Origin of the sequence: Bradyrhizobium sp. Rc3b (assembly GCF_900114915.1) — a bacterium.
In the GTDB taxonomy this organism is placed as follows: domain Bacteria; phylum Pseudomonadota; class Alphaproteobacteria; order Rhizobiales; family Xanthobacteraceae; genus Bradyrhizobium.
On record NZ_FOUS01000017.1, the window covers coordinates 117,321 to 131,529 of the forward strand.

Below are 14,209 nucleotides of genomic sequence, written 5' to 3' on the forward strand. Positions count from 1 at the left end.
ACGAGAGGCCGCTAGAGCAGATCGGCGTAGGACAAAAAACCTACGGCCTGCCCCGGCTCGACGCCCGTGATGCTCTCACCGAGCTCGACGAGGCCGTCGGTCTCGACCAGCGAGGACAACAGCCCGGCCCCTTCGCGCGGAAACTTCACCGCCTCCAGCGTACCGTCCTCCGCCCGCCGCAAGGAGACGCGAACATATTCGCGCCGGCCTGCCTTCTTCTTGTAGGTGAAAACCGCCCGCAGGGGGATCGGCAGAAGCGGCTCCGGCAGCCCCCCGGCGAGCGCCAGCACTGTCGGCCGCACCACATGGACGAAGGTGACGAAGCTCGCGACGGGATTGCCCGGCAATCCGATCAGCGGCGTGCCGTCGATGATACCCATCGCCACGGGACGGCCAGGCTTGATCGCCATCCGCCACAGCACCAGCGAGCCGATGCTCTCGACCGCCGCCTTGACGTGGTCCTCCTCGCCGGTCGAGACGCCGCCGGTGGTGAGGATCAGGTCATGATCACCGGCCACCTGCTTCAAGCCATTGCCGAGCGAAGTCCGCTCGTCGCGCAAGATGCCGAGATCGCTGACCTCGCAGCCGAGCCGGCGCAGCATCGCCATCAGCATGAAGCGGTTGGAATCGAACAGTTGCGAAGCCGCGCGCGGCTCGCCGGGCGAGGCCAACTCGTCGCCGGTCGAGAACACGGCAACGCGAATGCGCCTGATGACGTCGAGACTGACAAGACCGAACGCCGCGGCGAGCGCGACATGCTGCGGCCGCAAGCGCTGGCCGGCGCGCAGCGCGACGTGCCCTTTCGGGATGTCCTCGCCGGCGGGGCGAACATTGGCACCGGGCTTCAGCCCCGGCGGCAGCACGATCCTGCCGGAATCGTCGATGCGGACGTCCTCCTGCATGAAGACGGTTTCGGCATCCGGCGGCATCGGCGCGCCCGTGAAAATGCGCGCGGTATGGCCGGGCTTGATCGGCGCCTGTGCGAGGCCGCCGGCCTGGATGCGGCCGTCGAGCGGGAACGCCCGCTCCGCGCCTTCAGGAATGTCGCCGTTGCGCACGGCGTAGCCGTCGACGGCCGAGTTGGTGAAGGGCGGCAGCGGCAAGGGCGCTGCGACATCGCGCGCCAGCACGCGCCCGTCTGCGTCGATGAGCGCCACCGTCTCCAGATCTGCGATCGCGTTGACGCGCGTCGTGATGAGACCAACGGCCTCGTCGACCGACATCATCGGGCCGCCGAAGGCAAAGCAATCGTCCGAGAGTTGCGCCATGGTGCCTCGTCAGCGTATCGCGGCGCTTTTCGCCACCGCTTCCTCGACCGGCATCGCGGCGCGCAGCAGCAACGCCGCAGCTGCCGCGACATCGTCGAGATGGACAGTCGGCAGCTTGGTGTCAATGGCGGTGTCGGCCGCGATCCCGGCAATCCCGGGATCGTCGGGAAACAGCAACGGCTTGCCGTTCGCCGCGCGATGCACCTCGATCTTGCGATGCGGCTCGCGCTTGAAGCCCTCGACCACGACGAGATCGACCGCGGAAAGCTTGTTCAGGAGCTCCGGCAGCCGCGGCTCCGCCGCCCCGCGCAGTTCGTGCATCAGGGCCCAGCGGTTTGACGACGCAACCAGCACCTCGGCCGCGCCGGCCTCGCGATGGCGCCAGGAATCCTTGCCGGGCACGTCGACGTCGAACTGGTGATGCGCATGCTTGATGACCGAGACGCGCAGCCCTTGCGCGTTGAAATGCGGGATCAGCCGCGTCAACAGCGTGGTCTTGCCCGCACCGCTCCAGCCTGCAAGGCCGATGACTTTCATTCCAGCTCCGTGTCCGCGAGCGACTTGGTTTTGGTGGAACCGCTATCCCTTCCCGTCATTGCGAGCGAAGCGAAGCAATCCAAACTCCTCGCTTCGCTCCTCGCAATGATGACCGGAGGCATTTCGTTTTCCGTCAGCATGCTTATATCGGCTTGACCCGAATGTCATGCTAACCTCGCCGCCATGATGAAGATCGACAAAGCCCCGGTGCCCCTGATCGTCCCCAACCCGGACGACCCGCGCCTGACCCAGAGCGTGACCGGGACCGACCAGACCGGCGCCAGGGTCGAGATCAAGGTACCGATGGAGCGGCCGCTGACGCTCTACCTGAACTCCCAGGAGATCGTCACCATGATGACGATCGGCGATTACCCCGAATATCTGGCGCTCGGCTACCTGCTGAACCAGAACATGCTGAAATATAATGACGTGGTCACCGAGGTCGAATACGACGACGACCTCCAGGTGGTCGTGGTGCGCACCACACACCACACCAATTTCGAGGCCAAGCTGAAGAAGCGCACGCAGACCTCGGGCTGCGCGCAGGGCACCGCCTTCGGCGATCTGCTCGAGGCGGTCGAGAGCGTCGCGCTGCCGAAGGCCGAGCTGCGCACGTCCTGGCTGTACCAGATGACGCAGACCATCAACACCATGCCCTCGCTCTATCTCGAGGCCGGCGCGATCCATGGCTGTGTGCTGTGCAAGGAAGGCACCCCGCTCTGCTACACCGAAGACGTCGGCCGCCACAACGCCGTCGACAAGATCGCGGGCTGGATGTACCGCCACGGTGTCGATGCCAGCGACAAGATCCTCTACACTACGGGGCGGCTCACCTCGGAGATGGTGATCAAGACGGTCCGCATGGGAATTCCGATCCTAGTATCGCGCTCCGGCTTCACCGCCTGGGGCGTCGATCTCGCAAGACAGGTCGGGCTGACGCTGGTCGGACGCACGCGCGGCAAGCGCTTCATCGCGCTCGCGGGGAAGGAACGCATCGTCTACGATCAGGACCTCGCTTACGTCGAGGAAGAGTCGGCCAAGCACAAGCGCAAGGGTGAAGCTGGTGACGACTGACATTCTGCCGACGCAAGGCGTGCTGCTCGCCGGCGGCCTGGCGCGGCGCATGGGCGGTGGCGACAAGCCGATGCGCACCATCGGCGGCCGCACCATCCTGGAGCGCGTGATCGCGCGCCTGTCACCGCAATGCAGCGGGCTGATCCTCAACGCGAACGGCGATCCCACGCGCTTCGCCGCGTTCGGCCTGCAGGTCGTCGCCGACGACGTTCCCGGCTTTCCCGGTCCGCTCGCCGGCATCCTAGCCGCGCTCGACTGGACCGCGGCGAACCGGCCGGGCATCGAATGGGTGCTCAGCGCCGCCGGCGACTGCCCGTTCCTGCCACGCGATCTGGTCGCGCGCCTGCATGACACGCGCGCGCGTGAGAACGCGCAGCTCGCGGTCGCCGCATCAGGCGAGCAGTCGCATCCCGTGATCGGCCTGTGGCGCGTCGCCTTGCGCGACGAGCTCAGGCACGCGCTGGTCGTCGAGGACCTCCGCAAGATCGACCGCTGGACCGCGCGCTATCCACTGGCGACGGTGACGTGGCCGACCGAGCCGCTCGATCCTTTTTTCAACGCCAATACGGTCGAGGATATCGCCGAGGCCGAACGGCTGGCGGCGCTGGATGATACATCCTAGGGCATTTCCTGGAGTTCATGGCCTTGAGCTCCTGGCTATGAACCGGGCCTGAGAAGCGAACGACCAATGATTGGGACGTTGCCCCGGATGAGCCATGGCCGACTCGCTCTTGGAAGTCATTTTCGACGTTGTCGATCTCGCGTTCGATGTTTCGGACGCAATCGATCGCACGAAGCAGCTGAGCAAGCCTGACACCGTCGAAGTCCCGCCGGACCCGAAACCGTTGCCGGCCGCCGCCCAGCGTGCGCTCGCCGAAGCCGAGGAACGGGAGCGCAAACGCGGTCAGTCCGATCAAGCCGCCAGCTGCACCGACTAGGCATCGTAGCTACAGATCCAGCCGGTATCAGTCCGCTCCTTCCGCCAGATATTTGATGCGCGAGGTCTTCTGCACCGTCGCTACGCAGGCCGGAATCCGGCGCGCTCCAGCGCGGCACGGGCATCATTCGAGCCAAGCGCATCGAGAAACGCCTGCACCGCCGGCCGGTCCTTGCGCTCCGTGACCAGCGCGAAGTCATAATGCTCTTCCGCGAACGGAATGAAACCGAGGCCGGCCGCATGGGCGACCGGTGCAATGGTCATGCCCCAATCGGCGCGGTGCTGCGCAACAGCTGCCGCGACCGCATTGTGCGAACGCGGCTGATTCCAGTAGCCTTCCGGCCGCGCGCCGCCGAGCAGCCGATCGATCAGGATGCGCGTGCCGGCGCCCTGGTTACGGTTGACCATGATGCAGGCGGGGTCAGCGAGAGCGGCGGCGACGGCCTCCTTCGCGCCGAGGCCCTCGAAACGCCTGTCGTCCTTGCGGAAGACGATGCCCTGCATCCGCCGCCAGCCCGGCACGAGCTCGAGGCCCTCGACGAGATAGGGCGAATTGTACGTCTCGCTCTTGTCATCGAACAGATGGATCGGCGCGAGATCGCATTCGCCGCGCTTTGCGGCCGCGAGTCCGCCGAGGCTGCCGACGGCGATCGAGCGCACGGTCAGGCCGGCATGCGCGAGCTGTGCGGTGACGAGATCGAGGCCGGTGCAATGGCTGCCGACGATGACGAGATCGGGCACGCGCACATGCGGCGTGAACAGCGTCACCTCGGCTTCGGTCCCGGCCGGCATCTGGTCGGCGAGCGCGTCGATGCGCAAAAAACCGTCGGCCTGCGCGAAGGACGTGATCGCGCCAGACCCCTTGCCGGAGGGATAGGCGATCAGGCCGTTCCTGCCCTCGACCAGCGACACCATGACGAACTCGGTGCGGCCGAGCTCGGACGCAATGCGCACCGGCACGGTCGCGTTCACCTTGGCATCCGAGCGCGGCGGCAGGCCGGCCAGCTTGCGCAGCACCGGCACGATCATGTCGTGGAAGGTGAACATCGCCGAGGTCGGAAAGCCCGGCAGGATCACCACCGGCTTGCCGTCGCACACCGCAAGGCACAACGGCTTGCCAGGCTTGAGCGCAACGCCATGCGCGATGATGCCGGGCCGGCCGAGCCGGCCGATGATGCGATGGGACAGGTCGCCCGCGCCTTTCGAGGTGCCGCCCGACAGGACCAGCATGTCGGACTCGGCGAGTGCGGCGCGCATGGCAGCTTCGAGCTTGGCTTCATCGTCGGCAATGGCGCCGAGGAAGACCGCCTCGCCGCCATTCTCGTCGATCGCGGCCGCGACGATCGCGCCGTTGGTGTCGTAGATCGCGGCGGGCGGAAGAGCCCCGCCGGGCTGGACCAGCTCGTCACCGGTGGAGATCACCGCAACCCGCGGCCTGCGCGCGACGAGCACCTCTGCAATGCCGCAAGCCGCGAGCATGCCGATCTCGCGCGAGCCGATGATCGTGCCGGCACGCAGCAGCGCCTCGCCGCGCGCAATGTCGGATCCGGCGTACGACACGAATTGTCCGGGCGAGACGGCACGGCGGACGTCGATCGCATCGGATCCAACCGGCTGGGTGTGCTCGACCATGACGACCGCGTCGGCACCACGCGGCAACGGACCGCCGGTGGCGATCGGCGTCGCGGTTCCCGCCGCCACTTGCATCCTCGGCGCGGTGCCGCAGTGGATGGTCTCGCCGTTCAGCGTGAGGCGCCGGGGAGTGCCCTCGCCAGCCGCCGCAAGGTCGGCCGAGCGCACGGCAAAACCGTCGACATTGGAACGATCGAACGGGGGCACGTCGATCGGCGCGGTGATGTCTTCAGCGAGCGCCACGCCGAGCGCATCGCCGAGCTTGCGCTTTTCGCTCGGAACAGCGCGCGGGAACAACGCGGCCTCGAAGCGCGCCAGGGCCTCCTCGCGCGAGAGGATCTTGAGGAACTGCTCTTGTTCGAGCGCGCTGCGGATTTGCGATTGCGGGTTCATCGACATGTCAAAACCCATATCATTCCCGCATCAGATAGGCATCGATCGGCAAGCCCGCCGCAAATCCCTCGTCCCTGTCGGGAATGAGCAGCCATGCGTCCGCACCGGCAATAGCCTGGAGCGGCCATTCGCCCACGGCAAGCGGCATCCAGCCGTGATGTTCCCTGGCCAGCAAAGCGATCTCGGCGATGCCGACGCTGGATGCGATTTTTCGCGCAAGCGGCAGGGTCACGCGCCGGCGCGGCCGGCGCGCCGATAGTCGGTCGACCAGCGGAAGCACGAGCGCGAGCCACGCCGCCAGCGCATGATCCGGCGAGCCCGGCAAGGCCACGACGGGAACCTTTCCGATCTTCGCGACCGCGGCGGTACGCCCAGGCTGAAGTGCAAGACCGTGGGCGATCACCTGACCACGCTGAGCCAGCGCCGTCACGGCCGCATCGCCGCGGCCAACGCCGCTGCCGCCGACTGAGAGAATCAGATCGCAGGAGGACGTATCGAGCGCATCGGCAATCGCCACCGCATCGCGCGCGCCCGCCTCACACGTCTTCACATCCAGTCCCGCAGCGCGCGCGATCCCCGCGATCATATGCATCGTTGCCGTTGCACCCGGCACGTTGGCGATGCGCAACCGGGGCCGACGCACGCCGAGCTTGTCCAAGCCGGCAATGCGTGCGAGCAGCAGATCGGCTGCGACGACCGGTTGGCCCTCGGCGCCGGCCGGCGTGCGCTCCGCGATGTCGCTGCCGCCACGCCTGACGCCCTGCCCCGGCACGCCCTCCGCCAGCACCTGCACGAGCGGCCCCAATGCATCGACCGCGTCGGCATCGAGCACACAGTCGCAGCCGGCGGGCATCGGGTCACCGGCCTCGACCCACGCGGGCGCTTGTGGCAAAGGCAGCGGCGAATAAGAGGACGCGCCGACGAGATCGTTGGCGCAAAGTGCCCAGCCATCCGCGGCGGCGATGTCGTGATGCGGATGGGCCGCAAGCAGCGGCGTACCCGCCGCGATGCAGCCGGCCGCTTCGCTCAGCGGCAACTCCACCGGTGCAAGCGGTTCAAGCCCGCTCAGCAACGCGGCGAGCGCGGTGTCGAGCGGCGTCAGCGATGGCGGCAGGCGCTGGGTCATGCGCCATGGTGGACCATGCATCGCCCGGTTTGGCAACCACCGGCGATGCCGACGTCAACCGCCCGACCTGTCCGCATTGGGGAAGAACAGCTGCTGTCCGTCGACCTTGTAGCCTGCGATCGCCGTCTGCCCCTCCGGCGAGGTCAGCCAATCGATGAAGGTCTTCGCGAGATCCTTCTTCACGTTCGGAAACTTCTCGGGGTTCACCAGCATCACGCCATACTGATTGAGCAGCCGCCGGTCGCCTTCGACGACGATATCGAGATCGCCGCGATCCCTGAAGGCGATCCAGCTGCCGCGATCCGACAGCACATAGGCATTGGCGGCGCGCGCGGCGTCGAGAGCCGAGGCCATGCCCTGTGCCGCCTCGCGATACCAGGCGCCCTTGGCCCCGGCGATGTCGATGCCGGCGACGATCCAGAGCGCAAGCTCCGCAGCATGGGTGCCCGACCGGTCGCCGCGCGTCACGAAGGGCGCACCCTTGGCCTCGATCGCCTTCAGCGCCGTCGCGATGTCCTTGCCCTTGACGCCGGCGGGATCGTTCTTCGGCCCGATCAGCACATAGTCGTTGTACATCACGTCAAAGCGCTTCACGCCAAACCCGTCCGCGACGAATTTCTCCTCCTGCGGCCGGGCATGCATCAGCACGACGTCGGCCTCGCCCCTGCGCGGCCCGTCGAGCACCTCGTCGGCGCGCCGCGCGATCACCGTCACGTCGACACCGGTCTTGTCGCGAAAGATCGGCAGCAGATAGTCGAGCAGGCCGGAATCCTGCGTCGCGGTCGTCGTGGCAAGGACGAAGCCGCGGTCCTCGGCGGATGACGCCGCAATGGCGGCGGTGAGGCCGCAGAACAGCGCGAATGCAACGGACAGGCGGCCCATGATCGGGGGTTCCTTTGGCTACGACCCGATCATGATGATGATCGATTGCGCCGCACTCGTGACGCGCTTGCCTTTTGCGCACGTCACCCGGGAAATTTCGGCAACGCGCCGAACGATTCAGGATCATTCACCAAAGCAAAAGACGCGCGCGCGGATGTGTTGCAAAGCAGCGAGATGATCGGGCATGGTTCCGGCGGACACGAATTGAAATGCAGAATTCCACCTGCGTCGAACGTCAAAAAGAAGCAAGAATTTGCATAGGAATGCAGGATGGAATTCCTGACGACCAGCGAAGCCGCCGACTATCTTCGGCTCGGCGAACGCAAGCTCTACGAACTCGTCACCACTGGCGCGATCCCCTGCACCAAGGTGACCGGGAAGTGGCTCTTCCCACGCCACGAACTCGATCTCTGGGTGCTCTCAGGCCTCGCGCGTCCGGCCGGCATGCTGATCGCGGAGCCGCCGCCGGTCGTCGGCGGCAGCCAGGACGAGCTGCTGGATTGGAGCCTTCGCGAATCCGGCTCGGGCTTGGGATCGATGAGCGAGGGCAGCGTGCGCGGGCTCGAGCGCTTGCAGCGCAACGAGGTGATGGCGGCGGCGATACATTTCCACGGCCTGGATGCTTCCGATGATCTCGCTGGGGATGCCAGTGTCGAGGCGCTGAGGGCCGCTCCGGATTTGCATGATGCGGTGCTGGTCGCGTTCGCGCGCCGCGAACAGGGTCTCGTGCTGCCGCAGGGCAATCCCAAGCACCTGCACGGCCTGACTGACGTGCTCGCGCTCGGCGCCCGGATGGCGATGCGGCAACAGGGCACGGGCGCGCAGATGCTGCTCGACGTGCTGCTGAAGCGCGTGGGCGCCACGACGCGGGATTTGCGCAGGGTCGAGACGCCGGCCCTGACCGGACCGGATCTTGCGGAGCTGGTCCGCGCCGGCCAGGCCGATTGCGGCATCGCGACGCGCGCCGCGGCGCGTTCGGCCGGCCTCGATTTCGTGCCGCTGGTCTGGGAGAATTTCGACCTCGCGATGCGGCAGCGCAGCTATTTCCGCCCCGCCATGCAGGCCTTGATCGGATTCCTGAACGAACGGCGGCTGCGCCAGCGCGCCGAGGAGCTGACCGGCTACGATCCCTCACCCGCCGGGCGGATCCGCTTCGCAGCCTGACATTGACGCCCGCCCCAAAATAGTTGCAAAAGAAACCAATTCAGCCGGGCATACCCGGGGCAACACCGGCCAACGTGTCGGCTCAGGGGAGGACAAGCGTGAATCCAATCAGATTTGGACTGCCGGTCGCGGCCGCCTTGACGGCGGCGCTGCTGTCCGGTGCGGCATCGGCGCAGGTTTCCGACAACGTCGTCAAGATCGGCGTGCTCACCGACATGAACGGCCCGGCCTCTGCGCCGACCGGCCAGGGCTCGGTGACGGCGGCGCAGATGGCGATCGACGATTTCGGCGGCACCGTGCTCGGCAAGCCGATCAGCATCGTGATCGGCGACCACCAGCTCAAGGCTGACATCGGCGGCACGATCGCGCGGCGCTGGTACGACGTCGACCAGGTCGACCTGATCGTCGACGTGCCGGTCTCCGCGGTCGGGCTCGCGGTGCAGAACGTCGCCAACGAGAAGAAGCGGCTGTTCATCACCCATTCCACCGGCACCGCCGATTTCCACGGCAAGTTCTGCTCGCCTTACGCGATCCAGTGGGTTTTCGACACCCGCGCGCTCGCGGTCGGCACCGCGGACGCCGTGGTCAAGCGCGGCGGCGACAGCTGGTTCTTCATCACCGACGATTACGCCTTCGGCCATTCGCTCGAGCGCGATGCGTCCGCGGTCGTCACCGCCAATGGCGGCAAGGTGCTGGGCTCGGTGCGGCCGCCGCTGGCAACGCCTGATCTTTCCTCCTTCGTGCTGCAGGCGCAGGCCTCCAAGGCCAAGATCATCGGCATCGCGGCCGGCCCGCCCAACAACATGAACGAGATCAAGACCGGCTCGGAGTTCGGCGTGTTCAAGGGCGGCCAGCAGATGGCGGCGCTGCTGGCGCTGATCACCGACATCCACGGCCTCGGCCTGCAGGCGGCGCAAGGTCTGCTGCTGACCACGTCGTTCTATTGGGACATGGATGACAAGACCCGCGAATGGTCGAAGCGCTATTTCGCCAAGATGAACAAGATGCCGTCGATGTGGCAGGCCGGCGTCTATTCCAGCGTGATGCACTATCTCAACGCCATCAAGGAAGCCGGCACCGACGATCCGCTCAAGGTCGCCGCCAAGATGCGCGAGAAGCCGATCGAGGATTTCTTCGCCCGCAACGGCAAGCTGCGTGAGGACAATCTGATGGTGCACGACCTCTGGCTGGTGCAGGTCAAGACGCCGGAGGAGAGCAAATATCCGTGGGACTATTACAAGATCCTCACCACGATCTCCGGCGACAAGGCGTTCGGTCCGCCGGACCAGGCGTGTGCGATGGTGAAGAAGTGAGATCGGCGAGTGGCGAATAGGGAGTAGCGAATGGGGATGCTTCCATTCGCTATTCGCAACTCGCCATTCGCTACTTCACCACCCCGATCTCGCGAAAATAATTCATCACGCCGGGATGGATCAGCTCCGGCCTCGGCGCCGCTGCCACTGTGTTCGACGCCGTGGTCTCGCAGGCCTGCGCGAGCTTCTTGCAGAAAGTCGCCTCATTGCCGTGCAGCGTCTTCGCCAGGCGATAGGCAATTTCGTCAGGCAGATCCTCGCGCGTCAGCACGAAGCTCCAGGACCCCAGCGAGGCGATCGGCGCGTCCTGCTTCGGATAGCTATTAGCCGGCACCAGCAGCGGCTTCAGGAAGGCATGCTTGGCGCGGATGCGCGTCATCTCTTCAACATCAGGCGCGATGAAGCGCGCGCCTGAGGCGCTCGATGCCACCGCGGCAAAGCCGGGCCAGCCGATGCCGGCGCCCCACAGCGCGGCGACGCGGCCGTCCTCGACCATCGCGGGGCCGTCGCCGGCGCGGTCGAGATAGATGGCCTTGAAGTCCTCGTCCTGCTTCAGGCCGAGCCCATCCAGCACATAGCGCGCCAGGATCGGCAGGCCCGAGCCCTTGGCGCCGAACGCAACGGGCTGGCCGACGAGATCGCGGATGGTCCTGTAAGGACTGTCCGCGCGCACCACGAACATGCCGGGGTTGGAATAGATCGCGGTGAGAATCTTCAGCCGCACAGGCGCGCGTCCGATGCCGGCGAAGGCCTCATAGGCCGGCTCGCCCGCGACCAGCGCAAGATCGAGCTCGCCCTTCTCCAAGAGCGGAATGTTCTCGTTGCTGCCCTTGGTGTTGCGTGGCGCGATGGAGATTTGCGGATCGGCCGCGTTCATCACCTCCGCAAGAGCGTTGCCATAGAGCGGAAAGCCGCCGCCGGGCGTCGCGGTGCCCAAACTGATCGTCGTGGTCGGAATGGCCGTGCCTCCGGTTTGAGCAGCAACGGGGCTTGCGAGCAGCGCCGCGCCGAGAAGGGTGAGGATCGCGAATCTCATGGTCGTCCCTGACGGACCTGCGTCAACACCGACTTGCGGCGATGTAGGCAGGGTGCGGATTTTGTGAAAGCATGTCGCCAACGACAATAGAACAATGGGAGGCGTCATGTTGCGAATTTTGCGTAACGGTTTTTTCGGGCTCACCGTCCTTTTAGGTCTTTTCAGCGCCACGCCTCCCGCCTCCGCCGCCTATCCCGACCGTCCCGTGCACTGGCTGATTGGATTTGCCGCCGGCGGTCCGGTCGACATCGTGGCGCGGATCATGGCGCAGTGGCTGTCGGACCGTCTCGGCCAGCAATTCATCGTCGAGAACCGGACGGGATCCGGCGGCAACATTGCTGCCGCCGCCGCGATCAACTCGCCGCCCGACGGCTATACGCTGCTGTTCGTCGCGCCCAACAACGCGATCTCGACCTCGCTCTACAAGAAGCTGCCGTTCGACTTCCTGCGCGACACCGTGCCGGTGGCGAGCATCATGCAGCTCACCAACATGCTGGTCGTCTCCAACGCGTTCCCCGCGAAGACGGTCCAGGAGTTCGTCGACTACTGCAAGGCCAATCCCGGCAAGATCTCCTTTGCCTCGTCCGGCAACGGCACCTCGGTGCACATGTCGGCCGAGCTCTTCAAGGTGCTGACCAAGTGCGACATGGTGCACGTGCCCTATCGCGGCTCCGCCATCGCCTTCCCCGACATCATCTCCAACAAGGTGCAGCTGATCTTCGACAATCTGCCTTCGGCCATGGAGCAGGTGAAAGGCGGCAATGTCCGCGCGCTGGGCGTGACCTCGCCGCAGCGGTGGCCGAGCGTGCCCGACGTGCCCGCGATCGCCGAGACCGTGCCGGGCTTCGAATCGGTCGGCTTCTACGGCATCTCCGCGCCGAAGGGCACGCCGCCCGAAGTGATCGAGATCCTCAACAAGGCCGTCGGCGAAGCGCTGAAGGACCCGAAGCTGGTGGCGCGCCTCACTGAAGTCGGCGGCCTCCCCAAGCCGATGACATCAGCCGAGTTCGGCAAGCTGGTCACCGACGAGACCGAGAAGTGGCGCAAGGTGGTGGAGTTCGCGGGGGTGTCGGTGGACTAGCAAGTAGACTCGCCGCCGGACCATCGCTCGCCGGCAAGACGTTTGAGGGGGCCGGCCGGCCCCCTCAACATAAAAATCGCGAAAACAACCCCATGCACAGTAGAAGAAGTCAGGAATTACAATAGGTTAGGGGAGCACAAAAAGAGCCTCTGGCCGGATCATCGCAAGACGATTTGACTCGTCGGGCAACACACCGGCAGAATACGACTATTCCGAATTCAACGATCTTCCGACGCAAGCACTTGCCGCGTAGGCGCGCGTTCCGTCTCGATGAGGCCGGCATTGCACCCCCGCCCCCATCCCTGTAAACGAACCGCGCACCGTTGCCGGCCGCGCGTTCCCGCGAGCCGCCTCGCGGCGGGGCCTGTAGCTCAATGGTTAGAGCCGGCCGCTCATAACGGTCTGGTTGCAGGTTCGAGTCCTGCCGGGCCCACCAATAAAATCAATGACTTATCAAGCCCGCTTTCGTTTGATCGGAAGCACCGCACCAGATATCGCACCAGATACGTGCGCTTTTCGTTCCCCAGCCGGATCTCGACTGGCGATTTTTTCCACGGCATCGGACAAATAGTCGGGATGGTGATGACCATAGGTGTTGAGCAACACTTCTAGCGACATTCCAAGATAGCCAGCTGCCTGCCAAGGGTCCGCACCTCTCTGCATGAGCCAAGTCGCTGCGGTGTGCCGCAAAGTGTGAGGGGAGATTCCCGGGCTAAGGCTTGCGAGCCTGACTGCACTCTTGAATGCAGTCTTGACTGACGTCACCGCCTTCCCATTGTACTCTACGAAATGCTTCGCCTCTGGATTGGTTCGGTGCCACCGCTGCAGGTGAGCGAGCAAGCGCAAGGGGATCGGCACAGTGGGTTGCCGTTTGTTGGTTTTTGCGCTGCCCTGCTTCAGGCGGTAGTAGCGACCCCGCTCTAAGTCGACATAGGAGCGACCAATCGCGGGGATGGGAGACGCAGCTGCAATAGCGCCGGCACGAGTTCCGCTGTAGATGCCCAACAAAATAAAGCGTGCAAGATGGCGCAGCGGACGCTTGCTTGTCGGGACCTTCAAATCGTTGGTCCGCCGGCGCGAGCCCTTCTGCATTTCGCGATAACGCCAGCATGTCCAAATCAGTTTCGCAGCATCGCTGCGCGTCAACCACTTGTCTCGAGGTTGGCCCTTCTCTGGCAGCGATATCTTGACGATTTCCCGATGAAATCCTTCGGCAGCATGGTGACCAATAGCTGCACGGAGGTCCTCAAGGTCTCGACGCGCGCCTCCCCTCTGGGCGCGCTCCCTGGCATATGAGCGACACGCCTCCCCGTTCACCTCGCCCAGCATTTTTGCTCCCCACCAGTTGTTCAGCCGCTCGATCCGCCTTTTAAGCTTGCGGATATCGGGGATCTTGTCTTCGCTCTCGCTATCGACATTGAAACGGCCGCGAAGCTTGTCCATTTGCGCGTCCAGATAGATCGAGAGGACGTCGGCAACGGCGATATCGTCTATGTGACGAACTCGTCGCTTCGGTGTGTGCTTAGAAGTTATGTAGTCCCTTAGTATTTCCTCCGCGGCCGCAATCTCATCTGCAGCGCAGCCTGTGCCGACGTCCCGTCCGTTGTCTCTGATGATCCAGGTCGCTTGGTGGGTGATCTTTCCGCTCTTGTTTCGGCGGGCAGCCTTGAGCTGAAGTCTGGCCCCCTTGCTTCTTCGCGGCATAGCTCTCGCATCCGTTCGATATGAGCCAGTGTCGTAAATTCCTTGCCGGCAATCTTCTCAAT

14 protein-coding genes and 1 tRNA gene are annotated in these 14,209 nt (G+C 65.1%); 8 read left to right on the forward strand and 7 right to left on the reverse strand.

Annotated features, from left to right (window positions below; genetic code table 11):
- Positions 1-11: 11 nt before the first annotated feature.
- Together BM190_RS32520 and mobB are read right to left on the reverse strand one after the other, a co-directional pair.
- Positions 12-1,268, reverse strand: coding sequence for a molybdopterin molybdotransferase MoeA (locus BM190_RS32520; RefSeq protein ID WP_092261701.1), 1,257 nt, complete (start codon positions 1,266-1,268; stop codon positions 12-14).
- 9 nt (positions 1,269-1,277) lie between these two features.
- Positions 1,278-1,805 (reverse strand): molybdopterin-guanine dinucleotide biosynthesis protein B, encoded by a 528-nt coding sequence (gene mobB, locus BM190_RS32525; protein ID WP_092261702.1) that lies wholly within the window; start codon positions 1,803-1,805, stop codon positions 1,278-1,280.
- Positions 1,806-1,988: 183 nt separating this feature from the next.
- Between mobB and fdhD the strand changes: the two genes are divergently transcribed.
- The 3 genes from fdhD to BM190_RS32540 all read left to right on the forward strand — a co-directional run bounded on the left by fdhD (position 1,989) and on the right by BM190_RS32540 (position 3,817).
- A complete protein-coding gene (fdhD, locus tag BM190_RS32530; RefSeq protein ID WP_092261703.1) occupies positions 1,989-2,879 on the forward strand; it encodes a formate dehydrogenase accessory sulfurtransferase FdhD in 891 nt (296 codons plus the stop codon).
- Positions 2,869-3,501, forward strand: coding sequence for a molybdenum cofactor guanylyltransferase MobA (gene mobA, locus BM190_RS32535; RefSeq protein WP_409362468.1), 633 nt, complete (start codon positions 2,869-2,871; stop codon positions 3,499-3,501). Before fdhD ends, mobA begins: the two co-directional genes overlap by 11 nt.
- Before the next feature lie 94 nt (positions 3,502-3,595).
- Entirely contained in the window at positions 3,596-3,817 is a 222-nt protein-coding gene (locus BM190_RS32540; RefSeq protein WP_092261705.1) for a hypothetical protein, read from the forward strand.
- 80 nt (positions 3,818-3,897) lie between these two features.
- Here the strand turns inward: BM190_RS32540 and BM190_RS32545 are convergent, their stop codons facing one another.
- Genes BM190_RS32545 through BM190_RS32555 form a run of 3 tightly spaced genes read right to left on the reverse strand, consistent with a single transcriptional unit; the run spans position 3,898 to position 7,849 of the window.
- Positions 3,898-5,847, reverse strand: a complete 1,950-nt coding sequence (locus BM190_RS32545; protein WP_244550798.1) for a molybdopterin biosynthesis protein — start codon at positions 5,845-5,847, stop codon at positions 3,898-3,900.
- A gap of 13 nt (positions 5,848-5,860) precedes the next feature.
- A complete protein-coding gene (locus tag BM190_RS32550) occupies positions 5,861-6,967 on the reverse strand; it encodes a molybdopterin-binding protein (protein WP_092261707.1) in 1,107 nt (368 codons plus the stop codon).
- Between the two features lie 54 nt (positions 6,968-7,021).
- Positions 7,022-7,849 (reverse strand): ABC transporter substrate-binding protein, encoded by an 828-nt coding sequence (locus BM190_RS32555; protein WP_092261708.1) that lies wholly within the window; start codon positions 7,847-7,849, stop codon positions 7,022-7,024.
- Positions 7,850-7,894: 45 nt separating this feature from the next.
- Here BM190_RS32555 and BM190_RS39915 point away from each other — a divergent pair, with 45 nt between their 5' ends.
- The 3 genes from BM190_RS39915 (at position 7,895) to BM190_RS32565 (ending at position 10,326) form a co-directional block, all read left to right on the forward strand.
- Positions 7,895-8,110 carry a hypothetical protein gene (locus BM190_RS39915; protein ID WP_143109122.1) on the forward strand — a complete coding sequence of 72 codons (216 nt, stop codon included), beginning with the start codon at positions 7,895-7,897 and terminating at the stop codon, positions 8,108-8,110.
- Positions 8,111-8,119: 9 nt separating this feature from the next.
- Positions 8,120-9,013, forward strand: a complete 894-nt coding sequence (locus BM190_RS32560; RefSeq protein WP_092261709.1) for a substrate-binding domain-containing protein — start codon at positions 8,120-8,122, stop codon at positions 9,011-9,013.
- A 98-nt stretch (positions 9,014-9,111) separates the two neighbouring features.
- Complete coding sequence (locus BM190_RS32565; RefSeq protein ID WP_092261710.1) at positions 9,112-10,326, forward strand: ABC transporter substrate-binding protein; 1,215 nt, start codon at positions 9,112-9,114, stop codon at positions 10,324-10,326.
- Positions 10,327-10,396: 70 nt separating this feature from the next.
- On the opposite strand, the gene BM190_RS32570 is transcribed toward BM190_RS32565, so the two are convergent.
- Positions 10,397-11,362, reverse strand: a complete 966-nt coding sequence (locus tag BM190_RS32570; protein WP_092261711.1) for a TAXI family TRAP transporter solute-binding subunit — start codon at positions 11,360-11,362, stop codon at positions 10,397-10,399.
- A 106-nt stretch (positions 11,363-11,468) separates the two neighbouring features.
- Between BM190_RS32570 and BM190_RS32575 the strand changes: the two genes are divergently transcribed.
- Positions 11,469-12,443 (forward strand): Bug family tripartite tricarboxylate transporter substrate binding protein, encoded by a 975-nt coding sequence (locus BM190_RS32575; RefSeq protein WP_092261753.1) that lies wholly within the window; start codon positions 11,469-11,471, stop codon positions 12,441-12,443.
- 360 nt (positions 12,444-12,803) lie between these two features.
- Positions 12,804-12,879 (forward strand) — tRNA-Ile (locus tag BM190_RS32580).
- Positions 12,880-12,896: 17 nt separating this feature from the next.
- Here the strand turns inward: BM190_RS32580 and BM190_RS32585 are convergent.
- Positions 12,897-13,886 carry a tyrosine-type recombinase/integrase gene (locus tag BM190_RS32585; RefSeq protein WP_244550791.1) on the reverse strand — a complete coding sequence of 330 codons (990 nt, stop codon included), beginning with the start codon at positions 13,884-13,886 and terminating at the stop codon, positions 12,897-12,899.
- Positions 13,887-14,209: the final 323 nt, after the last annotated feature.

Coding starts and splice junctions, on each gene's coding strand:
- BM190_RS32555 (WP_092261708.1), bottom strand. CDS start 7,849: ATGGGCCGCCTGTCCGTTGCATTCGCGCTGTTCTGCGGCCTCACCGCC.
- BM190_RS32575 (WP_092261753.1), top strand. CDS start 11,469: ATGTTGCGAATTTTGCGTAACGGTTTTTTCGGGCTCACCGTCCTTTTA.
- BM190_RS32520 (WP_092261701.1), bottom strand. CDS start 1,268: ATGGCGCAACTCTCGGACGATTGCTTTGCCTTCGGCGGCCCGATGATG.
- BM190_RS32570 (WP_092261711.1), bottom strand. CDS start 11,362: ATGAGATTCGCGATCCTCACCCTTCTCGGCGCGGCGCTGCTCGCAAGC.
- fdhD (WP_092261703.1), top strand. CDS start 1,989: ATGATGAAGATCGACAAAGCCCCGGTGCCCCTGATCGTCCCCAACCCG.
- BM190_RS32540 (WP_092261705.1), top strand. CDS start 3,596: ATGGCCGACTCGCTCTTGGAAGTCATTTTCGACGTTGTCGATCTCGCG.
- BM190_RS32585 (WP_244550791.1), bottom strand. CDS start 13,886: ATGGACAAGCTTCGCGGCCGTTTCAATGTCGATAGCGAGAGCGAAGAC.
- BM190_RS32550 (WP_092261707.1), bottom strand. CDS start 6,967: ATGACCCAGCGCCTGCCGCCATCGCTGACGCCGCTCGACACCGCGCTC.
- mobB (WP_092261702.1), bottom strand. CDS start 1,805: ATGAAAGTCATCGGCCTTGCAGGCTGGAGCGGTGCGGGCAAGACCACG.
- BM190_RS32560 (WP_092261709.1), top strand. CDS start 8,120: ATGGAATTCCTGACGACCAGCGAAGCCGCCGACTATCTTCGGCTCGGC.
- BM190_RS32545 (WP_244550798.1), bottom strand. CDS start 5,847: ATGTCGATGAACCCGCAATCGCAAATCCGCAGCGCGCTCGAACAAGAG.